Origin of the sequence: Paraburkholderia sp. MM5482-R2 (genome assembly GCF_050436125.1) — a bacterium.
GTDB lineage: Bacteria > Pseudomonadota > Gammaproteobacteria > Burkholderiales > Burkholderiaceae > Paraburkholderia > Paraburkholderia tuberum.
In genome coordinates, this window is the sequence record NZ_JBNDLP010000001.1 from 395,169 (window position 1) to 422,052 (window position 26,884).

The 26,884-nt window shown below is 60.7% G+C and carries 23 protein-coding genes and 3 pseudogenes; 7 read left to right on the forward strand and 19 right to left on the reverse strand.

The features are described from left to right. Positions 1-4 precede the first annotated feature (4 nt). From OKW37_RS01825 to OKW37_RS01835, 3 genes are read right to left on the reverse strand one after another with little or no spacing between them, the layout of a single operon-like run. Positions 5-469, reverse strand: coding sequence for a (2Fe-2S)-binding protein (locus tag OKW37_RS01825; protein ID WP_244145123.1), 465 nt, complete (start codon positions 467-469; stop codon positions 5-7). Next, the gene (locus OKW37_RS01830; RefSeq protein ID WP_090812286.1) at positions 466-1,344 is read right to left on the reverse strand and encodes an FAD binding domain-containing protein; all 879 of its coding nucleotides are present in this window, start codon (positions 1,342-1,344) and stop codon (positions 466-468) included. The genes OKW37_RS01825 and OKW37_RS01830 overlap by 4 nt, the downstream gene beginning before the upstream one ends. A gap of 52 nt (positions 1,345-1,396) precedes the next feature. Beyond that, positions 1,397-2,419 (reverse strand): XdhC family protein, encoded by a 1,023-nt coding sequence (locus OKW37_RS01835; RefSeq protein ID WP_090812285.1) that lies wholly within the window; start codon positions 2,417-2,419, stop codon positions 1,397-1,399. Between OKW37_RS01835 and OKW37_RS01840 the strand changes: the two genes are divergently transcribed. Both OKW37_RS01840 and OKW37_RS01845 read left to right on the forward strand, forming a co-directional pair. Continuing rightward, on the forward strand, positions 2,418-3,746 hold the full coding sequence (locus tag OKW37_RS01840; RefSeq protein ID WP_429401650.1) for an AraC family transcriptional regulator: 1,329 nt from the start codon (positions 2,418-2,420) through the stop codon (positions 3,744-3,746). The genes OKW37_RS01835 and OKW37_RS01840 overlap by 2 nt on opposite strands. A 317-nt stretch (positions 3,747-4,063) precedes the next feature. Then, entirely contained in the window at positions 4,064-5,455 is a 1,392-nt protein-coding gene (locus OKW37_RS01845) for a PLP-dependent aminotransferase family protein (protein WP_090812283.1), read from the forward strand. Here OKW37_RS01845 and OKW37_RS01850 read toward each other — a convergent pair. From OKW37_RS01850 to gabT, 8 genes are all read right to left on the reverse strand, one after another. Continuing rightward, entirely contained in the window at positions 5,410-6,696 is a 1,287-nt protein-coding gene (locus tag OKW37_RS01850) for a methyl-accepting chemotaxis protein (protein ID WP_090812282.1), read from the reverse strand. The two genes, OKW37_RS01845 and OKW37_RS01850, sit on opposite strands and share 46 nt — an antisense overlap. A gap of 137 nt (positions 6,697-6,833) precedes the next feature. Then, on the reverse strand, positions 6,834-7,970 hold the full coding sequence (locus tag OKW37_RS01855; RefSeq protein WP_167368838.1) for a porin: 1,137 nt from the start codon (positions 7,968-7,970) through the stop codon (positions 6,834-6,836). 149 nt (positions 7,971-8,119) lie between these two features. Continuing rightward, positions 8,120-9,475 (reverse strand): purine-cytosine permease family protein, encoded by a 1,356-nt coding sequence (locus OKW37_RS01860; protein WP_429401652.1) that lies wholly within the window; start codon positions 9,473-9,475, stop codon positions 8,120-8,122. Positions 9,476-9,619: 144 nt separating this feature from the next. After that, on the reverse strand, positions 9,620-11,710 hold the full coding sequence (gene capA / locus OKW37_RS01865) for a caprolactamase subunit alpha (RefSeq protein WP_429401654.1): 2,091 nt from the start codon (positions 11,708-11,710) through the stop codon (positions 9,620-9,622). Between the two features lie 8 nt (positions 11,711-11,718). Continuing rightward, complete coding sequence (gene capB / locus OKW37_RS01870; protein ID WP_090812280.1) at positions 11,719-13,485, reverse strand: caprolactamase subunit beta; 1,767 nt, start codon at positions 13,483-13,485, stop codon at positions 11,719-11,721. After that, the gene (locus OKW37_RS01875; RefSeq protein WP_429401657.1) at positions 13,485-13,736 is read right to left on the reverse strand and encodes a hypothetical protein; all 252 of its coding nucleotides are present in this window, start codon (positions 13,734-13,736) and stop codon (positions 13,485-13,487) included. Before OKW37_RS01875 ends, capB begins: the two co-directional genes overlap by 1 nt. Positions 13,737-13,867: 131 nt before the next feature. Beyond that, complete coding sequence (locus OKW37_RS01880; protein WP_429401659.1) at positions 13,868-15,301, reverse strand: aldehyde dehydrogenase family protein; 1,434 nt, start codon at positions 15,299-15,301, stop codon at positions 13,868-13,870. Further along, the gene (gene gabT, locus OKW37_RS01885) at positions 15,298-16,608 is read right to left on the reverse strand and encodes a 4-aminobutyrate--2-oxoglutarate transaminase (RefSeq protein ID WP_429401661.1); all 1,311 of its coding nucleotides are present in this window, start codon (positions 16,606-16,608) and stop codon (positions 15,298-15,300) included. The genes OKW37_RS01880 and gabT overlap by 4 nt, the downstream gene beginning before the upstream one ends. A 1,117-nt stretch (positions 16,609-17,725) precedes the next feature. Here gabT and OKW37_RS01890 point away from each other — a divergent pair. The 3 genes and pseudogenes from OKW37_RS01890 to OKW37_RS01900 form a co-directional block, all read left to right on the forward strand. Next, the gene (locus tag OKW37_RS01890; protein ID WP_184069115.1) at positions 17,726-18,820 is read left to right on the forward strand and encodes an IS630 family transposase; all 1,095 of its coding nucleotides are present in this window, start codon (positions 17,726-17,728) and stop codon (positions 18,818-18,820) included. Continuing rightward, entirely contained in the window at positions 18,817-19,059 is a 243-nt protein-coding gene (locus OKW37_RS01895) for a DUF6429 family protein (protein WP_090812276.1), read from the forward strand. Before OKW37_RS01890 ends, OKW37_RS01895 begins: the two co-directional genes overlap by 4 nt. Positions 19,060-19,165: 106 nt before the next feature. Next, positions 19,166-19,336 (forward strand): annotated as a pseudogene (locus OKW37_RS01900) (IS110 family transposase); the annotation flags it as partial. A 162-nt stretch (positions 19,337-19,498) separates the two neighbouring features. On the opposite strand, the gene OKW37_RS01905 reads toward OKW37_RS01900, so the two are convergent. Next, complete coding sequence (locus OKW37_RS01905) at positions 19,499-20,506, reverse strand: tyrosine-type recombinase/integrase (protein WP_429401663.1); 1,008 nt, start codon at positions 20,504-20,506, stop codon at positions 19,499-19,501. Next, a complete protein-coding gene (locus OKW37_RS01910; protein WP_429401665.1) occupies positions 20,499-20,633 on the reverse strand; it encodes a hypothetical protein in 135 nt (44 codons plus the stop codon). The genes OKW37_RS01905 and OKW37_RS01910 overlap by 8 nt, the downstream gene beginning before the upstream one ends. Before the next feature lie 115 nt (positions 20,634-20,748). Here OKW37_RS01910 and istA point away from each other — a divergent pair. Beyond that, positions 20,749-21,753: pseudogene (gene istA, locus OKW37_RS01915) on the forward strand (IS21 family transposase); the annotation flags it as partial. 200 nt (positions 21,754-21,953) lie between these two features. Here the strand turns inward: istA and OKW37_RS01920 are convergent. The 4 genes from OKW37_RS01920 to OKW37_RS01935 form a co-directional block, all read right to left on the reverse strand. Further along, the gene (locus OKW37_RS01920) at positions 21,954-22,814 is read right to left on the reverse strand and encodes an IS5 family transposase (protein WP_090812218.1); all 861 of its coding nucleotides are present in this window, start codon (positions 22,812-22,814) and stop codon (positions 21,954-21,956) included. 412 nt (positions 22,815-23,226) lie between these two features. After that, on the reverse strand, positions 23,227-23,970 hold the full coding sequence (phbB, locus tag OKW37_RS01925; RefSeq protein WP_429401667.1) for an acetoacetyl-CoA reductase: 744 nt from the start codon (positions 23,968-23,970) through the stop codon (positions 23,227-23,229). 146 nt (positions 23,971-24,116) lie between these two features. Beyond that, positions 24,117-24,662 (reverse strand): phasin family protein, encoded by a 546-nt coding sequence (locus OKW37_RS01930; RefSeq protein WP_429401669.1) that lies wholly within the window; start codon positions 24,660-24,662, stop codon positions 24,117-24,119. 259 nt (positions 24,663-24,921) lie between these two features. Beyond that, positions 24,922-25,119: a hypothetical protein gene (locus OKW37_RS01935; RefSeq protein WP_090812426.1), complete on the reverse strand. Its 198-nt coding sequence runs from the start codon at positions 25,117-25,119 to the stop codon at positions 24,922-24,924. 800 nt (positions 25,120-25,919) lie between these two features. Between OKW37_RS01935 and OKW37_RS01940 the strand changes: the two genes are divergently transcribed. Continuing rightward, a complete protein-coding gene (locus OKW37_RS01940; RefSeq protein WP_429401671.1) occupies positions 25,920-26,204 on the forward strand; it encodes a DUF1330 domain-containing protein in 285 nt (94 codons plus the stop codon). 291 nt (positions 26,205-26,495) lie between these two features. On the opposite strand, the pseudogene OKW37_RS01945 reads toward OKW37_RS01940, so the two are convergent. Both OKW37_RS01945 and OKW37_RS01950 read right to left on the reverse strand, forming a co-directional pair. Beyond that, positions 26,496-26,672, reverse strand: a pseudogene (locus OKW37_RS01945) (sigma factor); the annotation flags it as partial. A 28-nt stretch (positions 26,673-26,700) separates the two neighbouring features. Further along, the gene (locus OKW37_RS01950) at positions 26,701-26,847 is read right to left on the reverse strand and encodes a hypothetical protein (protein ID WP_429401673.1); all 147 of its coding nucleotides are present in this window, start codon (positions 26,845-26,847) and stop codon (positions 26,701-26,703) included. Between the last annotated feature and the right edge of the window lie 37 nt (positions 26,848-26,884).

Genomic DNA, 26,884 nt, shown 5'->3' on the forward strand with positions numbered 1-26,884 from the left:
ATCCTTATTTGACGGTGGCGAGCGATACGGCCGCTTCGACGATGCGCTCGTAGCCCGTGCACCGGCACAGGTTTCCGGACAACGCGGCCTTGATTTCCTTGCGCGTGGCGCCGGGAACGCGCGCCAGAAAGGCGGTCAACGTCATGACCATGCCGGGAAAGCACATTCCGCACTGCACGGCATCATGCGCTTCGAGCGCCGCTTGCATCGCGGACAAGTCCCCGTCTTTCGCCAGCGATTCGACGGTGACGACTTCGTGGTCCGCGAGAGTGCCGATCGGCGTCAGGCACGAGACGGCCGGCTTCCCGTCGACGAGCACCGTGCAGGCGCCGCAAAAGCCTTCGCGACAGACGGGCTTGACGCCGGTCAGAAAGAGCTCGTCGCGCAATACATCGATGAGCGGCGTCAGGGGGCCGCCGCGTACCGCGCATTCCTCGCCGTTGACTTTCAGGCAGATCGACAATTTCACCTCCCCTGTTGTTTCTCGAGTTGCGCCTGGATGTCGGCGACCGCGCGATGGAGGAGCGCCGGAAGGACCTGGGTACGGTACCAACCCGGCGCCTCGACACCATCGCGACCTTTGAAGACGCGCAGATGCTGCGCGCCGATAAGCTTCGCGCGATCCGCGTCCAACGGACCTCCCACGAGCGCATTCTCCAGCTCGGGCCATTGGCGGGACCGCTCTTCGACCGAGCCGACGGCGACAGTCGCGTGGCTCACGCGGCCATCCGGAGCGACTTCGAGCGCCGCGCTGACGATAGCGACCGGATAGTCGCCCGCCTTGCGCAAAGGAAGCCTCGCATGCGCCGAGTAGTGGGCCCGCCGCGGTATCGATATGCGGCGCACGATGGCACCCGGCTCGAGCGACGCCCTCGCCTGCAGGAACGCTTCAACGGAAGTTCTCGACGATCCGTTCACGGTCGCCAGTTCGACCTCGGCCGCGAGGCTCATCAACGCGGGCACGAGATCGGCCGCGGGGAAGCCGGCCGAGCATAAGTTGCCTCCTATCGTCGCGACACCACGAACGGCAGGATTCGCCGATTTCGCTGCCGCATCGGTCAATACTTTCAACGACGGAACGCTGCCGAGCATCGCTGCCAACGCCTGATGGGTCACGCTGGCGCCAATGCTGATTTCGCGCTCGGTGACATCGATGGCGTTCATCTCCCCGATCGCCGCGAGCGACACGTAGGCCTTCTTCAGCGGCGCGCGCCTGACAGGCGCGCGCATGATCCATGTTGCGCCGGCGATGGGCTCGCCATCGTGACCATAGTCGTGCAAAGCCGTGACTGCCTCTTCGACCGTTTTGGCCACGTACAGATGAGGGGCGCGCTTCGAAAGCATGCGGCGGTGTCCTTTAATGGGCTATGTGTTGCGAGAGAGACGAGCGCCTGGTCTACGACGGCTGACCGGCACCGACATCGCACACGTGTTCGAGATATCGCTTAGCGGTCGCGACGCCTGCGATAGGCGGTAACTGCACGCCGTTCTTTGCAGCAGTCACCTCCGCGAGGATCGATATCGCAATCTCCGGTGGCGTTTTGCTGCCGATATAAATGCCGGCCGGCCCGCGCAACCGTGCTATTTGCTCGCCAGTCAGATCGAACTCGGCGAGACGTGCGCAGCGCGCAGCGTTATTGCGCCGCGAGCCGATCGCACCGACGTAGAACGCCGGCGTTTTCAATGCCTCCATCAGCGCCAGGTCATCGAGCTTGGGATCGTGCGTCAGCGTGATCACCGCGCTTCGCGTGTCGAGCTTCATGTCAATCACCGCGTCGTCCGGCATCGTGCGAACCACACGCGCGGACGGAATCGTCCACTCGCTCGAGTACTCGTCGCGGGGATCGCAAACCGTTATCTGGTAGTCGAGCCCCAATGCGACCTCGGTCAAATAGCGCGACAACTGGCCAGCGCCGATCACGAGCATTCGATAGCGCGGGCCATGCACGTTGACGAACGCGCGGCCGTCGAACGACACGCAGTCGATCGGCCCCGCGGTCTCGAGCGTGGCGACGCCGCTTTGCATGTCGAGTGTGCGCTTGATCGTCCTGCCGGTTTCCAGTGCGCCAAGCACAAGCTCGATGCCGCTTCGCACACTCAACGGTTCGAGCACGAGCTCGATGGTGCCGCCGCACGGCAAACCGAATCGATGTGCGTCGTCCGCGCTCACGCCGTAGCGGCACACGACCGGAAGCGCTGGCTGAATTTCCGCGGCCTGCACCTTGTGGATCAAATCATCCTCGATACATCCGCCCGAGACCGAGCCTGCCAGCGCACCGTCTGCACGGATCGCGAGCATCGCTCCCTCCGGCCTCGGCGACGAGCCCCAGGTCCTCAACACGGTGACGAGCAGCACTGGCCACCCTTGCTTCAGCCACAAGGCGCTGCGCTTCAGGACTTCGAGATCTACGCTATCCATGGTTGAAGATCAGATCGTCGACGCGTTGCACCGACCGGATGGGTCACCACCGCTCCCTCGCCAGTGCCAAGGGGCAGTTCCGGATTCAGGTTACGAGTCGAAAAATGCCGCTGCCAGATACATGCGAAGCTTTCGATTCGCGCATTGTGCGGCTGCTGGAAGCAGCACAGCACCCCGTGTTTCGGTAAACACTTCATTCCCCGACCGCTCAAACCCTTATTGCTCAAGGGTTTTCGGCGTTGTAGAGTCAGTCAAGCTGCTTTTTGGCGCCGCGAAAGATGATCTGTTTCATCTGTTCCTGATCCGCAAGCCTGCAGTGCCCATTCATCGTTCGAGGTTCGCGATCATGAGGACTGAGACCACCAAGCCCGCGCCAGTTGCGCCAGCTTCACGGCAGACCTTCAATTTTGAAGTACCGGCGTCCGCGCAACGCGGACCCAAGGCCCACGAGTGGGCCGATATGGTTCAGAGCAGCTACTTTCCGATGGACGTGAAGATCGGTGCGGATTTTCGCGGCGGTTCGATCGAGAACATCGATGTCGGCGAACTCCGCGTCTGTACCTTGCACAGCGATCCGATGGTGACGGAGCGCCATCAGTCCTATGCCCGTGCGGAGGCCGAGGAGTTTTACGTCATCGAAATGCCCGAGTTGAGCCCCGTGCTCATCCAGCAACGCGGACGCGACGCGCTGGTTGCTCCGGGAAACTTCACGCTCGTGAGCGGAGCGGAGCCTTACCGCTTCGCGAACCCGGCGCACCTTTGCCTACGAACGCTGCGCATCCCGTGCCGGTCGCTGAGGTCGAGATTGCCCAGCGTGGATGACCGCGTAGCGCTCGTGGCCTCCGCGGCCGAGCCTTGCGCGGCACTCTTTCTCGATTTCGCCGCGTCCTACTTCAGGCATGTCGCGGTGTTACCGGTCGAGATCCATGCGCGAGTCGAGCAGCAACTGCTCGACCTGCTGATCCTGGCTATCACGGGTGACACGTCAACCAGCAACGAGACTTCCGTGCGCAGCGGTCACCGGCTTCGCGCGACGAGAATTATTGAACAGCGTTTCTCCGATTCGACCTTGCAGCCGGCCGACGTTGCGCGCGCGGTCGGCGTATCGGAGCGATATCTGCAGAAGATATTCGGCGATAGCGGGCAAACGATCACGACCGTCATTCGCAATCGGCGGCTCGCCGAAGCCAAGCGGCTTCTCGCCAACCGGAAACAAAGCAGGCTCGGCATCACGCAGATTGCGCTGATCGTGGGGTTCTCCGATCCGGCCTACTTCAGCCGGATTTTTCGGCAGGACTGCGGCCATTCCCCCACCGACTATCAGTGAACGGCAAGACTGAACCGCGACGACGGCCTTAACCGGTTCGATCCCTCCCTTTCCTCTGCCGCCGGGCGACCATCGCCCCTCTTAGCCGGCGGCTCCAAACAACTGAGCAATGAGCGCCGGCTCGCGCCGAGCCGGCGATTCGTCCGCTCCGCCTCAACCAGGCCGGTCAGGTCCAACACTTTGGACGCTCGGGGACAAGACCGATTCTTTTCGACTTCGTAGAGTAGTGGCATGGCGGCGCGCCGTCATGGAGACCGGACGCGCGCCGTGCGTAGCCAACCGCTGTCCGTCACATCGTAGTCGAAAGGATCCGTATCATGCTTTCCTTGTCCGCTGACCCGGCCAAATCCCTGACGCAAAAAATCGTCGATCACTTTCATACGCTGATTTCCGACGGCAAACTCCAATCCGGCATGAAGGTGCCATCGATCCGCAGCTTCGCGGAATCGCACGGCGTCAGCGTCTCGACCGTCGTCGACGCTTACGACCGCCTCGTGGCCGACGGCTCGCTCGTGCCCCGGCAAAACTCGGGGTTTTTCGTTCGAAGCTTCCAGCATGCGTCGTATCTGAATCAGGAAGCCGTTGCCAAAGATGGCAGTTCGTTCGACTCGCTGTGGATGCTGAACCGGATCTGGCAAAGCCACTCGGCGGAGATCAACCCAGGCTGCGGGTGGCTGCCCGCGCGCTGGCTCGACGAGGAGGGTCTGCGCCGCACGCTGCGCAACATGACGCTGCATTCGACAGGATCGCTCACCAGCTATGGCGTGCCGAAAGGTTACCTTCCCCTGCGCTGGAAGATATCCGACTGCCTGAACCAGCACGAGATCTACTGTCCGCCGGAACAGGTGCTGATGACGAGCGGCGCGGCCCATGCGCTGAGTCTGCTCATTCATCATCTGATCAAGCCCGGCGATACCGTGTTCGTCGATTCGCCCGGCTACAGCCTGCTGTTCGCGCATCTGAAGCGCATCGGCGTCAACCTGGTGGGTGTGCCCCTGACCTCCACCGGAGCCGACCTCGACGCGTTCGCCCAGTTGCTAGCCAAGCACGAACCGAAGGCGTACTTCACGAACCCGCGTCTTCACAATCCGACAGGCATCTCGTGCTCGCCCGCCACCGCGCACAAGATCCTGCAGCTCGCGGCAAAACATGACTTCCTCATCATCGAGGACGATGTCTGCGCAGACATCGACGCGGCGGTACGCCGGCCGCTCGCGAGCCTCGATCAGCTGGAACGCGTGATCTATGTCGGCAGCTTCTCAAAGACGATATCGCCCAGCCTGCGGGTCGGCTACATCGCGGCTCACCCGGACCTGATCGAGGATCTGGCGCAACTTAAGATGGCGATGGGATTGACGACCTCCGAGATCGGCGAACGCATCGTCTACCAGGTGCTCGTCGACGGACGCCATCGCAAGCATCTGAAGGGCCTTGGGGCGCAACTCGCGCACGCGCAATGCACCGCGCGGCAGAAGCTCGGCGGCGCAGGCATGGTCATGTTCAACCAGGCGCCGGAGGGGCTCTTCATCTGGGCCCGCCATCCTCACTATGAAGACTCCCGGGCGCTCTCCAGTCGCGCGCTGGACAAGGACATCTATCTCGCCCCCGGGCATCTGTTCATGCATGACGAAGAACCCACTCCATGGTTGCGATTCAACGTCGGCTATTGCGACAACAACGCGCTATTCGAGTTTCTCGCCGCCGCGTGAGCGGTTCCTTTTGGAGCGTGTTTCGCACCTTGCCGGCGCGCGAGTTCGGACTGGATCTTCATGACCGACTCCGTTGCCTCGCGGGTGCGTGTCGATAACTGCCGCACCTCGCCGGCGATCACGGAGAAGCCGCGGCCCGCGGTTCCGGCCCGAGCGGCCTCGACTGCGGCATTCAACGCAACCAGATTCGTCTGACGCGCAATGCCGCCGATGGTCGATACGATCTCGCCGATCTCCTTGATGCTCTCGAGCATGCTCGCCTTGAATACCTCCTCGGCGGCGCCGAGTTCCTGCGCAATCCTGGCCGCATGAATGTCCGTCAGCACCCCGACGGTCCTCAATGGCGCGCCATGCTTGTCGCGAACGCTCTGGCCTCGCGCGCGCACCCAACGGTATTCGCCGTTCTTGCAGCGCAGGCGATATTCGACTTCATACCCGGTACGCCCTGAACGGTCGGACAAATGCGCGATGAACGCCTGCCCGGCACGTTCGCTGTCTTCCGGATGAAGCCTTGACGTCCAGCTCTCGGCAACATCGGGGAACTCCGCGATAGAAGAGAAGCCGAGTAGCTGCCGGACCTGATCGGACCACCAGAAGACGTTCTTCGGATTGAGCGGATCGCCGGCGATGACCTCGATATCCCAAATGCCATCGGCAAGCAGCTCCCGCGACAACTCGAACCGAGCCCGCATTTTCTCGAACTCGTGATGGCGCTGCGAGGCTTCGTCGATATCGGCAAGCGTGCCGATCACGGTGAAGCCGCTTTGCCCGTCCCCGTCCGCAGGCCGTTCGTAGCATCCGGCAATGCGCATCTCATACATGCGATATCCGCCGCGGCGATGTTTGGCCCGGTGAACCACTGTCGTCGTCACGTTGGACTTCCCTTCGGCCGCAGATCGCCATGCCGTAAGCAACGCAATCTGGTCGTCCGGATGCACGCACGCGATCCATGCGTCGAGCACGGGATAAAATTCGTCGTGGCCATACCCCAGCAATTCGCAGAACCGCTCGGACCACGCGCTCGCCGTTTTGCCGATTGGCGACGCATCATCGGCCAGGTGAACCTCCCACCACCCGCAATCCATCGCCCGTTGCATCGCTTCGAGCCGGACCCTGAGCGCGTCGTTCTCCCGCTCGAGCAGTTCGCCCTGCTCTCGCAACGTCGAGATGCTCGAAATCAGCAGGTCCTGATTGTCGTTCCTTGCCGACTCAGGCCCACTACGCTGGCCGAACCATTTCATGCATACCTCCGTCGATGATTGCAACCTGGCCTCGCGAACCTGCACGTTGTTGACGAGGCATCACACTGCCTATCCCTTCAAAACCGGACGCATGCGCACCGAAGCAGCATGCGTCCCGCCGCCGCGAAGAACCTCGATCAGAATGAATGCGTGATCCCGAGGCGCGTCGCGACTTGCCGCTTCGAGCTCGACGGATTGAAGCCCGCGATCTGCGCAACCGTCGCATCGCCCTGCGCGTTTTGGCCGGCTGCCATCGCATAGACCGACGTGCGCTTCGACAACGCATATTGCGCGATCAGGTTGATCTGCTCGTACTTGGGCGACTTGTCCGTCGCATCGTCGTGGCCGACGGTGTAGGTCAACCCGCCGCCAACCACGAGCGCAGCCGTCACCTGATACGATCCGGACAACTCGTAGTTCTGGAACGTCAGATTGGCTCCGCCGGCTTTCGGACGAAACACCGTGTTCGAAAAATTCGCGGACACCTTGAACGCCCCCTGCTTGTAGGCCGTGCCCAAAGCAAGCACGGATTGACTGCGCGCAGCGGCCAGCGCATCGCCATAGACCGCGTTGGCGAAGCCGCCGCCCGACACGTAGCCCGCGACGGCCGTCGACGGATCGCTGATATGCAAGTAGCCGACAGCGGCGCTCGCGTTCGCGCCGTTGTAGGCAACCGCGGCGCTGTAAGTCGAGTTTGTCGAGAACTGCCCTGCGATGCCGCCCGGCGAGTAATGCCCTTCGAACGTCGCCCCGCCGAGCGTCGGACTCACATATTTGATTGCGTTGGGTACGGAGAACCCGTTGTCGAGGTTGTCCATGTCGTTGGGGTGCGCGAAATACCAGCCGCCGTATTGACCGTTCAGCGTGAACGGCTCCAGCAAATCGACGTTCGCATCCCACTGCCGGCCGAACGTGAGCGTCCCCAACCGGTTCGACGACAAGCCGACGTACGCGTTGCGCGAAAACGCGAGCCCGCCGCCAAGCCCACCGGTAGCCGCATCGAAGCCGCTCTCGAGACGGAACACCGTCCGCAGGCCGCCGCCGAGGTCTTCCTCGCCCTTCAGTCCCCAGCGGCTCCCGAGCGGCACGCCGCTTTGCATCTGGACCAGCTTGGCACCGCTTCCCGCGATCGCCGTCCCGCTCGACGCTTTGCTCACATTGTTCGCATAGTCAATGCCGAGATCGACGATACCGTATAACGTCACCGTGCTTTGCGCGCGTGCCCCCAAGGAGATCAGCGCAAGCGTTGCCCCTACCACTGCAGCCTTTTTCATCACTTTCTAGCCTATCGTTGTCGGTTTGCGTCCCGAAATGGACGCGATTTAATTGCTTTGCTTTACGCCCGCTCCGACCGTCTTGAGACGGCCGAAGCTCGCGTTGGATGTCTTATCGTTTTGCCAGGCGTGCCGACGCTCGGTTCGCGTTACGCGAACTCGCGCACGAAATGCCGCTTGCTGGCGAGCGAGAGTCCGATGCGATAGATGATCGCGGAGGACACGACTGCCGCGGGTGCGGAGAACGTTGCGGTGGTGCCGCCGGCTTCGAGCAACGCGATGCCGAGTGCCGACGACGCGAGCCACGCAACGAGGCCACACGGGTTGAACGCGACCACGCGTTCCGACCGGTACTCGATCTCCTTGCCGAAGATCGCCTCGTAGTGCGGAGACAAGATATGCATGACGGCGATCCCGACCCACGCGACGACAAAGATGCCCTGAAACGCCAACGCCTGGAGAATGAAGCTGAAGACGTTCGTCAGCATCAGGAAATAGACCATCACGCCTGCCATCACGGACCAGAAGAATTTCGGCAGATGCAGGCCGAACACGGCGGTGAAGAACGAATGCATGTTGGTCGAGGCCAGATAGAAATTGGCGGTATTGATTCTGGTCTGGCTTATCCAGACAAACATCAGCCCGACGAAACCCATCAGCTTGAGCAGCGCGAAGACCACTGAAACTTCGCTTAACGCAACATTGCCGGCCAACGTGCTCGCCAGGAAAATTCCGGCGATGCCGTTGATCACGAACGTGAATGTATAGAACGCCCAGCCGAAGTTGAATTTCGCGTGGTACTCCGCATCCGACGCGCGCCCGAAGCGGGCGTAGTCCCACGTGTACATCATCATGATCCACACGCCCATGAACGCGGTGAAGCAATTCCACCAACCGTAGGGCTTCGCGCCGCTTGCCGGGCCCAGGTGGAGCCAGGCCGTATGGTCGCCGCCGCTCAACAGCGCGGTAACGACAGCCCCCACCAGCCCGAGCAGGTAGAACGGCAGCAGCACGCCGTTGAACTTGTCGAGCCACGTCTGCACGCTGCCGAACACGAGCAGCACGCTGTAGATGACGACGATCAGGTAAGCCAGCTTCACGGAGACGGCCGGGAAGTAGGCATTGATCGCCACGGCGATGACCGACCCCTCGAATAGCGCGTAGTAAATCGCCGTGGCAAAGAAGATCAGCGTGGCCAGTGCGGCGCCCGCCCTACCGAACAGCACGCGGGAAAACAACGCGACCGACAAGCCGTTCGAGATCACGTACCGCACGATGACCTGATTGACCAGCGCGTACACCACGACCGAAAGCCCAAGCCCGATCAGGGTATTGACCGTGCCGAAATTGATGGCGAGCGTTGCCGACACCACCAGCCAGAACATCGCGCTGCAGGTCGCCCACCATGCCATCGTCAAAGACAACTTTGACATCCTTGCATCTGCCGGAACGGCGCTCGTCGAATAGCCATCATCCGAGCCGTCCTGTTGTGCCTTCAGTTCCATATGCGCTCCACGTAACGAATGAATTCGGCCCGGCTCGATCACCATGACGCCAGGACCACTAAGAACTCGAATCAACCAGCTTCGGCCGCCGGCGCGGTGGATCAATCCGTCCGCCCCGGTGTGGTCTCCTTTGTTGTTGGGTTTTTAATTCGTGTCGGTCAGCACGTACACGCCCGTGGCATCGAGGCGTGCTTGCCATTTCGGCGGCAACACGATGGAGGTCGTGACTTCCTCGATCACTGCCGGCCCCGCGACGACGTCGTCGGCGCCGAGGCGCGTACCGTCATAGACGGGCGACGACAGCGTTTCGATATCAGGGCCGTTACCGAAGATCATGTCCCGATACGCTTTGACGACGACCGCCGGGTCGCCGACGCTAGGTGGGATCGACTGCGGCGGCGGTTGGTCGAGCACTCCGTACACGGTGCTCTCGAGGTTGACGATCTCCACCTGGCTGTCGGGCTCCGCGTACGTATAAAGGGACTCGTGGCGGGCGTCGAACATCTCGCGGATGATGTCGATCGTGTCTGCGTCCACGTTCATCGAACCGATGGTGACGGAGCACTCGTGGACCTGGCCGCAGTAGCGCAGGTCGAGCTGGCGCTCGATACGGATGCGCTCGCGCGCAAAGCCTTCCTTCTGCAGTGCAGCGATCGCATCTGCTTCGAGCCGTTCGAACTGCTGTTGAACGCGTCCGAGGTTCGCATGCTTGTCGACCCGCATCGGACAAGCCGCCATGTAGTTGTATTTCACGTCAGACAGCAGTTGTCCGAACGCGCACAGCCCCGATGCGAGCTTCGGCACGAGCACCGTCTTGACGCCGATCTCGCGCGCGAGCGCCGCAATGTGCAGCGACGTGGCACCACCTGCCGCGATAAGGACGAAGTCGCGCGGATCGTAGCCGCGTTCGATCGACACCCGGCGAATGCCGTTGATCATGTTGACGTTGACGATGTTGTAGATGCCATACGCGGCCTTGCCGATGGTGAGGCCCAACGGCTTGGCGATCTTCGCTTCGATCGCGGTGCGCGATGCGTGACCGTCGATCTTCACGCGGCCGCCGAGTAGCGAGACCGGATTGAGGTACCCGAGCGCGACATTGGCATCGGTCACGGTCGGTTCCTGCCCGCCGCGCATGTAGCAAGCCGGGCCTGGCACGGCCCCCGCACTTTGCGGACCGACTTTGAGAAGACCCGTCGGATCAATCCACGCGATGGAGCCGCCGCCCGCGCCGAGGGTCTCGACCTGGATCATCGGGGTGCCGATCCGGTAGCGCAGGAAATCGATGTCCTTATTGACGTTGGTGACGCCGTCCTTCGTCAACGTGATGTCGAACGACGTGCCGCCCATATCGACCGTAATCAGGTTGCGGTAGCCAAACGGCTTCGCGGCGAACAGCGCGGCCTGGGGCGCCGAGGCCGGGCCCGAGTTGATCGCATTGACCGCGCGCGCGCTCATCGCCTTGGGCGACGCCATGCCGCCGTTCGATTGATAGAACCGCACGGGCGATTTCAAACCGTTATCCAGGTAGAAGCTCTCGATACGGCTGACGTAACGAGCGAGCACCGGCCCGAGATACGCGTTGACCACCGTCGTCGACGTCCGCGTGTACTCGCGCATCTGCGGGAATACTTCGAGGCCGACGGACACGTACACGTCGGGCAGCAGCTCGCGAACAATCTCGGCCGCGCGCCGTTCGTGCAGGCCGTTCGACACCGACCAGACGAACGAGATCGCGACGGCCTCGACGCCTTGCGCGCGGAACAGCTCGCACGCGTGGCGCACGTCGTCCTCGTTCATCGGCGTATGGATCGTGCCGTCCGCGAGGACGCGCTCGCGAATCGGCCGGCGCAAGTAACGCTCGACGAGCATCGTTGCCGGCGGGTACTTGGCGTCGTAGCGATGCCCCTCCTCCTTGTGGCCGAGGCGGATTTCGAGCGAGTCCTCATGACCCGACGTGCAAATCAGGCCGGTCTTGACGCCCTTGTGCTGAATCAGGGCGTTCAGTGCAACCGTGGTGCCGTTCACGCACAGATCCAGGTTCGACAGGATTTCGCTGACCGGCTTTCCGAGCGCTTCGGAGATTTGCGCAAGACCGTCCGCGATCGCGCGCGTGCCGTCTTCCGGTGTCGAGGTCGCCTTGAACAGACGCGTCCGGCCATCGCCGTCGGCGAGGACGAAATCGGTGAAGGTGCCGCCTGCATCCACACCAAGGCGGTATCGGGTACTCGTCATGTCAGACCTCATTGATGTTGGGACGATTGGCGTTCGGCGCGCAACGCTTCGGTGGCGGACGAGTCGACCAAGAGGCTTTCCGGATCGATTACGACGCCATACTCGGCGCGCGCGGCCTCGATCGATACGATGCCGCTTCGCACGTCGTCGGAGACGTGCTGCGGCTGGCGGCGCAGCGGCGAGCCCCAGCCGCCGCCGCCGGGATTGAAGGTGGCGAGCGAATAGCCGTCACGCACCGTCATCACCGCGTTTTCCTTGTACGTTTCGATGACCTTGCCATGGCGCTTCAGCTCGACTCGCCCGAGCTTGCGTTCCGGCATCGCGCTGGCGGCGTGGTTGGCGCCAATCGCCGGCAGCTTGCGGCCTTCGCCGAAGCTCACCACGGTCATCTCGTGCCCGATCGGCTCGACTTCCCAGACCGTGCCGCTGCCGCCGCGATATTCGCCGGCGCCTGCACTGTCGGTGACGAGACCATAGCGATGGATGACGATCGGGTAGGAATACTCGAGCGTCTCGATGTCACCCGAATAGAGCGCGCCAAAGCAGCATTGCGGCCCGCATGCGTGCCAGCCATCCATATAGCCTGTCGCGCCCGCGCCCGAGACGAGCGACGCGAGCACCATCGTCACGTATTCATCGCCGGTGCGCTGATCGTGGCCCGCGATGTTGATGCCGCTCGAATGGCCCCAGGAGCCGACGGCCCGTTCGCCTTGCGCCCTTTCGAGTGCAAGACGCACCGCGTCCGCGAGGGTTTCCATCGGCGTAGTCGTGCAGTTCACATGGGGCGCGGGCTCTTTCGCGTTGCAGAGCGTGCCGTGCGGACCGAGGTCCACGCTGATGCATCGATAAAGACCTTCGTTATAGGGCGGATCGAGCTGAGCGAACATCATCAGGCCCAGGTAGACGCCTGAAATCGAGTTGCCTTCGTAGGAGTTGATGAAGTACGGAATCTGCGGCGGGCTTTCGATCTTGATGTGACAGGTATCAGCGTTGATCTCGATCGTCGCCTTGATATCGATCTCGCCGAAGCCATGCCCGGAATCCTCGAGCCTGGCGCTTGCTTCGTAGATGCCGTCAGGCACCGCACGAATGATCTGGCGCATGTGGCGATCGGCCATGTCCATCAGCTCGTCCACGCAGGTGCGGACCGTCTCCACGCCGTACTTGTCGAGCAATGCGCACAGATTGCGGGCGCCGACGTTGACCGCGCCGAGCTGCGCCCTGAGATCGCCCTCCTGGTCGCGCCGCGAGCGCATGTTGCTCAGCATGAAGTTGATGACGTCGTAGCGTTCGACGCCTTTCTCCCATAGCTTGACCGGCGGAATGCGCAGACCCTCGGCGTAAATCTCGCGCGCGTCGGGGTTGTAGCCGGCGGGAACCGGGCCGCCGATATCGGTCACGTGTCCCTTGCAGACCGTCCAGAACACGAGCTCGCCGTGGTAGAACACCGGCTTGTACATACAGCAGTCGACGATGTGACTGCCCTTGTAGACCGGGTCGTTGTGGTAGACGATGTCGCCATCGTGAATGTCGTCGCCGAAGAAGCGGGCCACTTCCTTCATTGCGGGAATCAGACCGCCAAGGTGAATCGGAATGTCCTGTCCTTGCAGGATCATCTCCGGGCGACCATTGAAAATAGCATTGCTGTAATCGTGTGCGACATTGAACACACTTGAGCGAGCCGTCTTCTCGAGCGTCATAGTCATCTCGCGCTGAGTGGTTTCCAGCACCCCCCGCACGACTGCCAGCGTAATCGGATCGACATCTCGTGACATCACGTTCTCCGGTGGTTAACTTTTTCATTCGTCAGGCCACGCAACTTGCCGTAACCCGATTCGATGTCATACAGGTTATTAACGCCAAAATCCGCAGGCAATGCACAGCCAGGGAGGTCATCGAGCATGCTGTGTTGCTCGCGAAAGCCGTACACGTGCACGCGCGAAATTCGATTACATACGACGAAACGCGCGAGCGGAAAACGCGCTATCGGCGTGTTCCACTCGCGGCAGGCATGGCCACCGAGCATTCGAAAAAACGAAGGAGCGACGGCAACGAACGCGTCGTTTCGACGCCTGAGGGAAATGGATGGAGATGAGCCTGCAGCGCTGCAGGCTCGCCGCCCATGCTGAGACGAGGCCGAGTGGCGAGACGTCCTCGTTACCCGACGTATGTGTACGAGGTCTTTACCGTCGTGAAGAATTCGGCCGCATAGCTTCCTTGCTCGCGCGGACCATAGCTCGACGCTTTCCTGCCCCCGAACGGCACGTGGTAGTCGACACCCGCGGTAGGGGTGTTGACCATGACCATGCCGGCTTGCGCTTCGCGCTTGAACCGGCTCGCGAGCTTGAGCGAACCTGTGCAGATGCCTGCTGACAAGCCGAAGTCCGTGTCGTTGGCTTTCTCGAGCGCATCGTCGAAATCCCTCGCGTGAATCAAGCAGGCAACGGGGCCGAATATTTCCTCGCGGGTGATACGCATGCCCGCATCGACATCGGTGAAAAGCGCCGGCTTCAAATAGAAACCGTCCGTTTCCGAGTCCTCGAGCGTTCCTCCATACAAGAGCGTTGCGCCCTCTTCCGATCCGATCCTGATGTAGTCGAGATTGGACTTCAGTTGTCGCTCGTCCACCACAGGGCCGATATCCGTGTTCGGTGAAAGCGCATGCCCCACTCGCAATCGGGAGAGACGCTCAACGAGCGCATCGCGAAACCTCGTATAGATGCCGGACGTCGCGATGATGCGGCTCGTCGCGGTGCATCGCTGGCCTGTCGAATAGAACGCACCCTGGATCGCACAATCGAGCGCCACTTCGATATCCGCATCGTCGGCGACGACCAGTGCGTTTTTGCCGCCCATCTCGAGTTGCAGCTTGGCGAACCGAGCGCCCGCGGTTGCCATCACACGAGCACCGATGTTCGTGGAACCGGTGAAGCTGATCGCGCTTACCTTCGTGTTCGACAGGATGGCTTGACCGATCACAGCACCACGCCCGAGCACGAGGTTGAAAACACCGTCCCCGAACCCCGCACGACTGATGATCTCGGCCAATGCCCACGCCGAAGCGGGAACGAGCTCGGCCGGCTTGTGCACGACACAATTACCGTACGCCAATGCCGGCGCGATCTTCCATGCCGGAATTGCGATCGGGAAATTCCACGGCGTGATGATGCCCACGACGCCAACCGGCTCTCTCGTGACGTCGACGGTAATGCCTGGCCGAACGGAATCGAGGTGCTCGCCGCGCTGATGTAGCACCTCACCGGAATAAAACTTGAAGATCTGACCCGCCCTCTTGACCTCGGCAACCCCTTCGGGGCGAGTCTTCCCTTCCTCGCGCGAGAGCAGTTCGCCCAATTCATGAGCGCGCGCGATAAGCTCGTTTCCTACCTTGTCGAGCGCATCTGCGCGGGCTTGAATGCCGAGCGTGCGCCTGCTCTTGAACGCATCGAACGCGGCGTCGATCGCGAGGTTCGTGAGCGCTTCGTCGACAAAGGAAAACTCGTCGACGATGTCCGAGGTATCGGACGGGTTGATGTCCCGATGAGCCTCGCTGCCCGGCACCCATTTCGCGCCGATGTAGCTATGCTTCATGCAAGAACCCCGCTAGCTCCTTGCTTGCACGTTTGGCTCAGCAGGATCTCCTCGATGATGTCGAGGCCTTCATCGACCAATTCGTTCGAAACCGTCAGCGGCAGCATGATCCGAAGTACGTTGCCATACGTCCCGCTCGTGAGAAGCAACAAGCCCCGCTTGAACGCTTCGGCTTTCACTGCGCTGGCAATTTCGGGCGCGGGCTCGCCGCCTTTTAAGAACTCCACTCCTGTCATTGCGCCAAGGCCACGGACATCGGCGATTTCAGGAACACGCTCCCGTAAGGCGTTCAGGCGATCCCGCAGGCGCTTGCCAAGCGCCTCGCTGCGAGCGCACAGCTTCTCCTCCTCCATCACGTCGAGCACGGCAAGCGCTGCAACGCATGCCATCGGATGACCCGCGTAGGTGCTGCCAAGCCCGCCGGCCGGAATGGAATCGAGAACGTCGGCGCGACCGACGACGGCCGAAATCGTCATGCCACCGCCCAGCCCTTTGGCCAGCGTCGTGAGATCGGGCACGACGCCCGAATGCTCCATCGCAAACATGCGCCCCGTGCGGCCGATGCCGGTTTGAATCTCGTCAGCGATGAGCAGAATCCCATGCTCATCGCACAGTGCGCGCAGCTGCCTCAGAAACTCCGTCGGCGCCGGGATATAGCCGCCTTCACCGAGTACGGGCTCGACGATGATGGCGGCCACACGGGCCGGGTCCACCGTATATTTGAACAATCGCTTGATGCCGGCGATCGAGTCCTGGATGGAGATGCCGTGCAGCGCAGACGGATACGGAGCCTGGTAGACATCCGCCGGTGTCGGGCCGAAGCCCGCTTTGTACGAAGCGACTTTTCCCGTGAGGGCCATCGCCATGAAAGTCCGGCCATGGAATGCCCCGTCGAACGAGATCACCGCGGTGCGCTTCGTATAGTAGCGAGCCACCTTGATCGCGTTTTCAACGGCCTCCGCCCCCGTGGTCATGAAAAACGCCTTCTTTTCGAAGTCGCCAGGGGTCAACGACGACAGCCGTTCCGCGAGCTCGATATACGACTCGTATGCCACGACCTGGAAGCAGGTGTGGGTGAACTTTCCGGCTTGCTGCGTCACAGCGTTCGTGATTTTCGGATGGCGATGCCCCGTGTTCAGCACGGCGATGCCGGCGCAGAAGTCGATGTAACGCCTGCCCTCTACATCCCAGATCTCCCCGTTCTCCGCGCGCGCGGCAAACACCGGATGCGCGTTGCCGATACCTTGCGGAATAGCTTTTAAACGGCGAGCCATCAAAGCCCGATTGGTTTGCTCATTGTCCGACATGTTCAACTCCTGGTCCTTGAGGTTTGAGGCAATCGTCGCGAACCTTGACTAATGGGAGGATCACTGGCGCCACACCCGTGACACCATCCATCGAGAGACAGCAGCCGCTCACCGGCGCTACGCTGTGCCCCTGCCGAGCGTTTTTGGATCGACCCGTCTCCACACGTTAACTAGGTGTGGAAGCCTGACGGGTAGTCGCATCGCTCGTATCAGCGGCCCCTGCGCCTGGTAGCATGGATGTATGCGCGCCTTGCTCGATTGGCGGACGAATGACAGTCAGAATAAGTCGCAGGCGGATGGTGGCGCCAGACACATTCGGAGAGCGCTATTCGGACACTGTACGGTTTGCGGGGGCAATACACTCATGGGCTCTCGATTTGTGCTCGAGGCACGGCACGGGTGGTTGTCCACGCGAATATCCGTCAATGGACGTTCGCGCGGCAGGCCGCGAACAGAGTGAGTTCGACTTAGACTCCACAACAGCAACACAGCTCGTCGGCACTGTCATGGTGGAGTTGTCTGGTAGCGGTTACGCAAAGCCGCATCACGGCGTTCGTGCTCGATATGTGTGCTCTTTTTGGCTGCGCTTGGGCGCAGCACAGCCAAGCGTGGACACATTTACGCCTTGCTTGCTCCAAGATTGCAAGCCGAGTGGCGGATCGCCAGCCCGTCGATCCATCGACCGGCTGACCTCGCCAATCGACATGTCCTTTCTCGTCAACTGGTGTTGCGCGTTTCCGTCCATTGCGAACGGAAGAACTACGATGACCGTTGGTAATCGTGCGAAGCCAGGAACATCGTTGTGAAAAGCGACTGGTATCTCGATATCGGAGTTTGCATTATGATCAGGAATGCGAATGCAACAGGCGTGAGCAATCACGGCGCGTACCGCAGTCAGTGAAGTGCGAGCCCCGCGCTGGTTCAGCAGTAGTGGCGCAGGTTAATCATCGTATAGGCAAGCGTCTTGAACGCGTAGTGAACGTCACTGATGCGTTCAAAGCGCAGCAGCAGACGGCGGAACTTGAAAATCATCTAGTGTCCTGAGTTAAAAATTCATTGAATGATGCCGATCACGTACTAAAGTGTCCTGTGTAGCACTTGATACGCGGAGGCAACGATGAGTGGACGGTCCAAAGGGGAACTCGTGCTGAGCGATTCGGAGCGCGAAGACCTGCAAGCGCTGACGATGCGACGCAAGACCGCGCAGGCCCTGGCATTGCGGGCGCGCATCGTGTTGGCCTGTGCCGATGGCATGGACAACAAGACAGTTGCGGCGAAACAGCGGGTCACACAGCAAACGGTTTCGAAGTGGCGGGCGCGATTCGTGAGCCATCGTGTGGACGGCCTGCTTGATGCACCACGGCCCGGCGCACCGAGGACGATTGATGACGCGCGCGTCGATGCGGTCATCGCGAAGACGCTCGAGTCCGTGCCTGTCGGAGCGACTCACTGGAGCACGCGCACGATGGCTCGCGAAATGAAATTGTCGCAGACGGCGGTCACACGAATCTGGCGTGCTTTTGGCTTGCAACCGCATCGGCAGGAGACGTTCAAGCTCTCCAGCGATCCGATGTTCGTCGACAAGGTGCGGGATATCGTCGGGCTTTACCTGGACCCGCCGCTCAAGGCCATGGTGCTGTGCGTGGACGAGAAGAGCCAGATTCAGGCGCTCGATCGCACGCAACCCATGTTGCCGTTGGCACCCGGCATCCCTGAGCGACGTACCCACGATTACATGCGCCACGGTACGACCACCCTGTTCGCGGCGCTGGACATCGCTACTGGTGAAGTAATCGGCGAGGTACATCGGCGCCATCGCAGCAGCGAATTTGTGCGCTTTCTGCGCACCATCGAAGCCAGCGTGCCGTCTTACCTGGAGGTGCATCTGGTAATGGACAACTATGGCACGCACAAAACGCCCTCGATCAAAGCCTGGTTCGCTCGTCATCCTCGCTTCCATGTTCACTTCACACCCACCTCGGCGTCGTGGCTTAACCAGGTCGAACGATGGTTTGCCGCGCTCACTGAAAAATACCTTCGACGCGGTACGCATCGGTCGACACGTCAACTCGAAGACGCGATCCGTCATTATCTGGATGTCTATAACGCGAACCCCAAACCGTTTGTCTGGAGCAAGTCGGCCGATGAGATCCTGGCCAGCCTCGAACGGTTTTGTGTGCGCGTCCGCAAGGCTGCGGCAGGAGCATCATGAATATCAATACCGACGCAATTGATGAAGTTTCCCTCGCGCTCCTCTACCTGACCCTGCATGACCGATACCGTGCATGGAAGGGCTTCGACTGGGATGTGCTGAACCGGCTCCATGAACGAGGCCTCATCGAAGACCCAGTCAACAAGACGAAGTCCGTGATCTTTACGGAAGAAGGACTGCGCGAGTCCGAGCGACTTTTTAATCAGCACTTTGTCATTCCGGAAAGAACAGAGAATTGATTCAACGAACTTCTAACTCAGGACACTAGCGGGCCTTCCGCCGCCCTTCGGAGCGGCCGGGGTTAAAGTGAGTTTGCCAAGCACTTTGACCGGAAGGAGGTTCACCATGAACTATAGTGGCATTGACCTGCATTCGAACAACAGCATGGTTACCGTGATCGATGAAACGGACCGGATCGTGGCTCAAAGGCGCCTGCCCAACGACCTGACGAAGATCCTGGATTTCCTTGCGCCGTGGAAAGACGGGCTTGCTGGCGTCGTGGTCGAGTCGACCTTTTATGGACGCCCCGGAATTATGCACGGTTTGTAGTTGAGGACAACGGAGCGCGCGGCGTGGGTGCCGATATGAATCGAAGTACGGGACCGTGCCGCGCGAGCTTTTGAATTCCTGAGCATTGCTGGGCCAACCGATCCGATCACTTCACGCGGCCGAGCATAATCACAAGCCCTCGAGAAACTGCAGCACGCGGTCGGTGGGCCGGTAGCGCCGTTGCCTGCTGTGGGGCAATTGAAGCGTACTGAGGGCTCTTTCCTTCATTGCCAGGTCTGCCTCTATGTACATGTGCGTGGTCGCTGGGTTCTCGTGACCCAGCCACAGCGCAATGACCGTGAGGTCAACGCCAGCCTGAAGCAGGTGCATGGCAGTCGCGTGCCGGACCAGGTGCGGTGAGATGCGTTGGCCCTTGAGTCCCGCGCAATCAGTTTCCACAGCCTGGTAGGCGAGGTTAAGGCGATCGGTTATTCCGGTTCGCGTCATCGGTCCGCCTGAACGATTTGGAAAGAGCCACTGTCCGGGTGAAGCGCCAATTTGCCGAAGCCAGAGCCGGATCCGGCTTGCGGTGCTGCGCCAGAGCGGGACCACACGTTCTTTGCGGCCCTTACCGTGAAGACGTACAGAAGGGCTTCGATCCAGATCGACGTCGCCAACGCGTATGCCGATAAGTTCGGATACCCGAGCGCCGGTGTTATAGAGAGTCGCCAACATCACGCGATCGCGCTGGCCGCACCATGTGTTGGGGTTGGGTGCATCGAGCAAGGCGCATATTTCTTCTCGGGAGAGGAAGCGGACCAGCGGGCGCTCGTAACGCTTCATCGGGATCGCGAGCACCTGTTGAATCGTGCCGAGCGATTCTGGTACTCGGGACGCAGCATAGTGCAGAAACGAGCGAATGGCGGCAAGCCGGAGGTTGCGGCTGCGGATGCTGTTTTGGCGAACCACTTCGAGATGGTTGAGGAAGTCGAGAACCAGTGGTGCATCAATATCGCTGAGTTCCAGGCGTTCAGGTTTCCGATGCAATCGCTGTTCGGTGAATTCGAGAAGCAGCCTCATAGTGTCGCGGTAAGCGGCCACCGTTCGCGGGCTGGCGTTACGCTGCTGTATCAGGCGCTCCATAAAGAACTGCTGCAGCAATTGCGCAAACGTCGGTGATGAGTTCAGGTCAAGCATGATTGCCTCCTTGAACGAAGTGCTCGAAGCGATCGCCTGCGATGGTCATCAGCTCACGTATTGCCGTTATGTACCAGAACGTATCGGTGACCTGGGTATGTCCGACATAGGTGGAAAGCACCAGCATTGTTTACGCCGACCGAAAATTCAGCCACATGTAGGGATCGCGCCGACTGAAAATTGAGCCGGGCAATCAACCTATCCTGCTAGTTTTTCTGGCAGGGTGTTTGGGGATGATCCCGATGACGATGATTGGCAAGGTGCGGCGGATGTTCCACCGCCAGAACAAGTCGGTACGCGAGATAGCACGTCTCACAAGCCTGTCGCGCTACACGATTAGTAAATATCTGAACATGGATGTTCAGGAGGAGCCGAAGTATCAGCGGCGCTCCCAGCCGACCCGGTTGACGCCGTTTCATGAGGTGCTGGTGCAGGCGCTCAGTGTCGACGCGCGGCGACTGAAGAAGGAGCGGCGCACCGCCTGGATGCTGTTCCAGGAGATCAAGGCGGGCGGCTACGACGGCTGTTACTCGCGGGTGACCGATTTCATCCGGGCCTGGCGGCAAGGCGAAGGCAAGGCGGTTTCGAAATCGGCGTTTGTGCCGTTGCGATTCGAGCTGGGCGAGGCATTCCAGTTTGACTGGTCCGAGGAAGGACTGGTTGTCGGCGGCATTTACCGCAAGCTGCAGGTGTCGCACATGAAGCTATGTGCGTCGCGGGCGTTCTGGCTGGTTGCCTATCCGAGCCAGGGGCACGAGATGCTGTTCGATGCCCATACGCGCTCGTTCGCGGCCTTCGGCGGGGTGGCCCGCCGGGGCATCTACGACAATATGAAAACGGCCGTAGACAAGGTTCACAAAGGCAAGGGTCGCACGGTCAATCCGCGTTTCGCAGTGATGTGTTCGCACTACCTGTTCGATCCGGACTTCTGCAACGTCGCCAGTGGCTGGGAGAAAGGCGTCGTCGAGAAGAACGTGCAGGACAGCCGTCTGCGCATCTGGATTGAGGCGCGTGCGCAACGCTTCGGCAGTTTCGCTGATCTGAATGCATGGCTGGCGACCCGGTGCCGGTCGTTGTGGGATCAGGTGAAGCATCCAGACTATCGTGACCTGAGCGTCGCCGACGTGTTCGAGCAGGAGCGCGCCCATCTGATGCCGATGCCGACACCGTTTGACGGTTATGTTGAGCGTGCGGCACGAGTCTCGTCGACCTGCCTGGTGGTGATTGGCCGCAATCGCTACTCGGTCAACTGGTTGCGCGTTTCCGTCCATTGCGAACGGAAGAACTACGATGACCGTTGGTAATCGTGCGAAGCCAGGAACATCGTTGTGAAAAGCGACTGGTATCTCGATATCGGAGTTTGCATTATGATCAGGAATGCGAATGCAACAGGCGTGAGCAATCACGGCGCGTGCCGCAGTCAGTGAAGTGCGAGCCCCGCGCTGGTTCAGCAGTAGTGGCGCAGGTTAATCATCGTATAGGCAAGCGTCTTGAACGCGTAGTGAACGTCACTGATGCGTTCAAAGCGCAGCAGCAGACGGCGGAACTTGTCCTCCCAGGCGAAGACCCGTTCAATGGTCCTGAAGCGCTCCTCGAAGATGGCCGGATCGTAGCGCTGCTTGCGGCCCCGCTTCGGTATTTTGCGTCCGCGCGGATTCTCGGGGATGTTCGGGGTCATGCCACGATTGAAGATCGCCTTGCGGTTGGCCCTGCAGTCGTAAATGCCATCCAGGCTGACGATTGAACCGTGCAGGTCCGCGCCAATGGCGCGGGCCATGGCGGTAAGGCTGGGCAGCGCGTCGCGCAACAGCGGTGATTCGTTGCGGTTGCCGGGAGCGCTGATGAATGGAGCAATGACGTTGCAGTTGCGATCGCACAAGGCCACCACCTTGTCGCCCTTCAGATGCTTGTGCCCGCTATACCCGAGATTGTCGCCGCCTTTCTTCGCCGCCGTCGTGGTGCCGTCGCCGTGGATGACCGAAAGGTCAAGCAGCTGGTCCTGATGAAGTTGCTGCACCGAGCCCGAAAAGATGGCATCGATGCAACCATCGGCCTGCCAGCGACGAAACGTGCGGTAGATGCGCGTATAGTGAATTTCAGGGTGACCTTCTGCATTCCTGTCGATCGGCAGCATCTTCCATTGGCAACCCATGTACAGTGCCTGCAGGATGTAGTTGAAGATCTTGTGCAAGGCCAGCGTGGGGGGAGGTCCGCGACGGCCCAGGCTCAGATGCGGCCAGACAAATTGCTCGAACTGCTCCAGGCGCAATCTTGTTGGAATCTCTTGCCAGTATGGGCTTCGGGTCATTCGCTGCGTCCAGAAATCTGGACTTTAGCCGATCTGGCTACTCTGACCTGAAATCCAGTCCTGGCGCGGCTTGCAGACAAATTCCACGGCCGTCGAAAACCGGCAACCAGTTGTTCATCGCTCGCCACATTGTCAATGTCGGGTCCGGGTCCAGCGGCACCAGTCGTGGTGGTCCAGGTTCCGAAGGAGCTGTCGTCGACGGTGCTCGCGCCGATAGTGCCCGGCCACGAGCACTGATGCGATCATCAGCACAATCGAGCCCATCACAATGCCTACCCACGAGTCGCTCATTTCGCTCTCCTGCGCGGTTGCCGTTACCGACTCAGGCGATCCACCGGAACCCGTCCATCCGGGCCGCAGGCTTCCATCGCCATCCCTGTTGTGCAGCGAACCGGCTGCAAGCCTGGTTGTTTCACTGCAGGTGCTGGCCGCCATTGATCGCGATGTTGGCTCCGGTCACGAAAGCCGCCTCACGCGAGCACAGGTACAGAACAAGCGCGGCCACTTCCTCGGGCTGCCCGAGGCGGCCGACCGGAATCTGCGGAATGATCTTGCTGTCCAGAATGTCCTGGGGCACCGCCGTGACCATCTTCGTGGCGATATAGCCGGGCGAGATCGTGTTGACGGTGACACCTTTCTTCGCCACTTCGAGCGCCAGTGACTTCGTGAAGCCATGCATGCCGGCTTTGGCGGCCGCATAGTTCGTCTGACCGAAACCGCCCTTGCAGCCAATGATCGACGACACGTTGATGATGCGGCCCCAGCCCCGTTCAACCATGCTGTCGCACCACGGCTTCGTCATGTTGAACACCGAGTCGAGGTTGGTGCGGATCACTGCATCCCAATTGATCTTGTCCAGCTTTTTAAAGCCCGCATCCCGTGTGATGCCGGCGTTATTGATCAGGATGTCGACCGGACCGACCTCGGCGTGGATCTGCTCCGCGCATCGCTGGCACGAGTCGTAGTCGGCGACGTCGACCCCATACGCCCCGAATCGCCGCCCGTCGGCTTCCATCCGGGCCAGCCACCGGTCCGCGCCGGTATTCCGCGGCGAGCAGGTGACCACGACGGTATAGCCAGCGTCGTGCAGTTTGATGCTGATCGCTTCACCGAGTCCGCCCATTCCGCCCGTGACCAAGGCAACCTGTTTCATCATCTCACTTGTCTCCGGTAAAGGGAGGGCGATCCTCGCTCATACAGAACAGCGATGCTCGCCCGATGACCATCCAGATGCGCCAACATCAACAGGGTTCCCTTGTGTGACGCAACTGGCCGATGCAGGCGTCCGGGCCGCCTGGACAATTACCGCTCGGCAGTGCGCCGGGCAGTCTTCGATGCAGCCGTCGCGACGGCGTCAAGGTTGCTTTCGGCGACCTGCACCGCTTGCTGACTGGTTTTCTGCAGGGTCTCGACCAGCGTACTGGTGGCGGTGATCGCCGACTTCCACGCTGCAATGGCGGCTTCGGAACCCGCAGGCGCGCTTTTGGCGACCTCTTCGACGAGCGTTTGCGTCCGGCGGTTGTACGCTTCGTATTGCGTCTGCGCGAGCTGTGTGAATTCGGACTGGGTGGCCGACACGATCTCGAACAGCTGACGGCCGTACGACTGCACTTTTTCTGCCGTCGGTGCAGCGAAAGTGGTTTGCAGCGCGAGCCACTCTTGCGGTTCCTTAGTGGAGCACGCTTTCAGCGCGTTCTCCTGAGTTTCCGCCACCGTCGACCGGATCGTTTTCAGATTCAGTTCGGCCAGCCTTTCCATCCCCGCCACAACATTGCTGGCCAGGCCGTAAGCGGCGTCGAGGTTAGCCTTCTGTGCTGTTGCAAATTGTTCCGGGGTCAATAGATTCATTGCGAAACTCCAGGGAAGTCGACCCGGCACCTTTCCGTTCAACCGGATGGCAATGGGGGCGCGCTGCGGTCGTGTGGATGGACTGGCGGGAAAGCACGTGTGCAATGCGAACTGCGCATCGCACGCGCCAGGATGATTAATAGTAGTCCTAATTGCGTTCTTGATTCACTTACCCCAATGATAAGGAACTGCATTGCTTGCCCGGCGGACGCGAGTGCTGCGTTTTATGGGGCGGACAATGATCCGCTGACGAATGTCATCAGCCGAACCGCGTGACAGCCTTGAGTACGGAAACGCCGTCGCTGGTTATATGGGGGCGTTGCTGGCCGGATGGGAGGGTTTCCAATGCGACGAGTTGGTGTTCGAGCAAAATATCCAGATCTGAACGATCCAGCCCGAGTTGACCGGGAGCGTCCTTGACCAGCATCAAGGTTGCGAACTCACGAGGACTAAGCATCTTTGTCTCCTGTTGATAGGTGTCAATTTGCTGGAAAGCTCAACCGATCTCGCGTGACGACCGTGACCGCGTCTCGCGAAATGTGACTTTACGCAAGATTCACGCTAACCGGATGCCGACTGCGCGCCCGGGAGGTCATCTTAATGTGTCCCCATCCGCGCGATCAATATGTGGGAATTAACTTTTTTCTTACGATTGCATTCGAACGGTGGGCGGCCACCTGCACGCATGTAGGCGTGCGCCCCGTCATTAAAGGCGCTTGAAGATTTTCAGACGCACGGTCCGCCACCTTGTCGCACGGTCGTTCACGAGGGTAAACGACAACTCAGCTCGCCTGACAACAGTAGGCACCCGAAATCTGAAGTGCAACATCCTTCCCGCATAAAGTGTACGTCCCTGTCGAGGCGCTTCCACATTTCATGGGCAGTTGCTGCAGCGCCTCAGGCGTCACCAGTCGCCTGTCTGGAGCATCCAGGCTAACGTCGTGATTGCGACCGGAGGCATGCGCGGATAGGCTCGATCGACAAACCCGGCGTCGACTGCCAGGTCCCATGTTGTGCCGAAAGCCGCCATCCATTGGCTCAAGCTTAATGGCGCTTGTGGGTCGATATGCGTCCGACGCGCGGAGGGAGATTGGCTTCCCTCTCTTGATCGCCTCGCGAATGGTTGTTTGCGAGCATCAGGGGGTTCTCTCGCCGACGCGACGAGTCGACATTTGTGCCGATGCTGCGTATCGATGTCCAGATGCGGTTCCATGGCATCATCAAGTGCACCTTCACACCACCGCAGGAGCGTACGCCATGGCGACTTATATCGTCTTCACAAAGGAAAGCACGCAGGATCAGGGTGAGCTCGACACCTATCAAAGCAAGGTGGGCGAGACCTTTAGAGGTCATCCCGTCAAGATTCTCGCTGCCTACGGACCTCAGCAGATCCTTGAGGGCGACGCGCCAGAGGGCGTCGTGATCGTGGAGTTTCCGTCGACGGCGGCGCGCGCGTGGTACGACAGCCCGGCGTATCAGGAGATCGCGCAGCACCGGTTCAAGGGCGCGCGCTATCGCGCCGTTCTCGTCGAAGGCGTGTGACGAAAGGCGGCGACGATCGGGCACGTGGAGATCAGCGGGCCTTCACCTATGACTGACGCTGCAGGAGAGCGTCTGTGTTCTGTCGCCAGTACACATCGCGCTTGCCTGTGCGAGGCGTCTGAAGGTCCAGTGCGGTTCGGGGTGTCTTCGGCCACCTACGGTCGTTCGCCCTTGCGCTTAGATGGTCATTCAACCGGCTGCTCTACTCAAGAAGCGGCCCGAAAGCCAGATTCGTCCCAGAAGAAGATGTCGGCATTTTCCTCACGAGCCTGACAGACAATGTGTCGCAGGGATCGTCAGCAGCCACGCACGCAGATTGCAGTCGGGCCAAAAGCCTTTCCAGCGCGCGAGCGCCCGCTCGGCCGTATCGTGAACCAGATGGTCAGCCCAGACTGAGTCGCCCGTCAGCGCACGCGCATAGCGCCGCGGCTGCGGGAGCCGCGATATCACTTCCGCTTCGAAGTTCACGCGGCGCTGACGGCCGCGCGAGCGCGCATCAATAGCCGCTGCCGCTGCTGCTGGTGCCGCTGCTGCTGCCCGACGAGCTCGTGTCGCCCGTGGACTGGCACGCGGCCAACGACAACGATGCGACTCCTAGCGCGATGATCACGCATACGGCCGATAGCAGTCTTGATACTTTCATGTAGAACTCTCCTGCACGGCAAACGCGACTGACTTGT

Bases quoted from the DNA above. Each gene is read 5' to 3' on its own strand.
- OKW37_RS01940 (WP_429401671.1), top strand. From the start codon at position 25,920: ATGGCGACTTATATCGTCTTCACAAAGGAAAGCACGCAGGATCAGGGT.
- gabT (WP_429401661.1), bottom strand. From the start codon at position 16,608: ATGTCGGACAATGAGCAAACCAATCGGGCTTTGATGGCTCGCCGTTTA.
- capB (WP_090812280.1), bottom strand. From the start codon at position 13,485: ATGTCACGAGATGTCGATCCGATTACGCTGGCAGTCGTGCGGGGGGTG.
- capA (WP_429401654.1), bottom strand. From the start codon at position 11,710: ATGACGAGTACCCGATACCGCCTTGGTGTGGATGCAGGCGGCACCTTC.
- OKW37_RS01860 (WP_429401652.1), bottom strand. From the start codon at position 9,475: ATGGAACTGAAGGCACAACAGGACGGCTCGGATGATGGCTATTCGACG.
- OKW37_RS01855 (WP_167368838.1), bottom strand. From the start codon at position 7,970: ATGAAAAAGGCTGCAGTGGTAGGGGCAACGCTTGCGCTGATCTCCTTG.
- OKW37_RS01840 (WP_429401650.1), top strand. From the start codon at position 2,418: ATGGTTGAAGATCAGATCGTCGACGCGTTGCACCGACCGGATGGGTCA.
- OKW37_RS01845 (WP_090812283.1), top strand. From the start codon at position 4,064: ATGCTTTCCTTGTCCGCTGACCCGGCCAAATCCCTGACGCAAAAAATC.
- OKW37_RS01905 (WP_429401663.1), bottom strand. From the start codon at position 20,506: ATGCTTGACCTGAACTCATCACCGACGTTTGCGCAATTGCTGCAGCAG.
- OKW37_RS01950 (WP_429401673.1), bottom strand. From the start codon at position 26,847: ATGAAAGTATCAAGACTGCTATCGGCCGTATGCGTGATCATCGCGCTA.
- OKW37_RS01935 (WP_090812426.1), bottom strand. From the start codon at position 25,119: ATGCTTAGTCCTCGTGAGTTCGCAACCTTGATGCTGGTCAAGGACGCT.
- OKW37_RS01910 (WP_429401665.1), bottom strand. From the start codon at position 20,633: ATGCTGGTGCTTTCCACCTATGTCGGACATACCCAGGTCACCGATACG.
- OKW37_RS01880 (WP_429401659.1), bottom strand. From the start codon at position 15,301: ATGAAGCATAGCTACATCGGCGCGAAATGGGTGCCGGGCAGCGAGGCT.
- OKW37_RS01835 (WP_090812285.1), bottom strand. From the start codon at position 2,419: ATGGATAGCGTAGATCTCGAAGTCCTGAAGCGCAGCGCCTTGTGGCTG.
- OKW37_RS01850 (WP_090812282.1), bottom strand. From the start codon at position 6,696: ATGAAATGGTTCGGCCAGCGTAGTGGGCCTGAGTCGGCAAGGAACGAC.
- OKW37_RS01895 (WP_090812276.1), top strand. From the start codon at position 18,817: ATGAATATCAATACCGACGCAATTGATGAAGTTTCCCTCGCGCTCCTC.
- OKW37_RS01875 (WP_429401657.1), bottom strand. From the start codon at position 13,736: ATGCTCGGTGGCCATGCCTGCCGCGAGTGGAACACGCCGATAGCGCGT.
- OKW37_RS01920 (WP_090812218.1), bottom strand. From the start codon at position 22,814: ATGACCCGAAGCCCATACTGGCAAGAGATTCCAACAAGATTGCGCCTG.
- OKW37_RS01830 (WP_090812286.1), bottom strand. From the start codon at position 1,344: ATGCTTTCGAAGCGCGCCCCTCATCTGTACGTGGCCAAAACGGTCGAA.
- OKW37_RS01890 (WP_184069115.1), top strand. From the start codon at position 17,726: ATGAGTGGACGGTCCAAAGGGGAACTCGTGCTGAGCGATTCGGAGCGC.
- OKW37_RS01930 (WP_429401669.1), bottom strand. From the start codon at position 24,662: ATGAATCTATTGACCCCGGAACAATTTGCAACAGCACAGAAGGCTAAC.
- phbB (WP_429401667.1), bottom strand. From the start codon at position 23,970: ATGATGAAACAGGTTGCCTTGGTCACGGGCGGAATGGGCGGACTCGGT.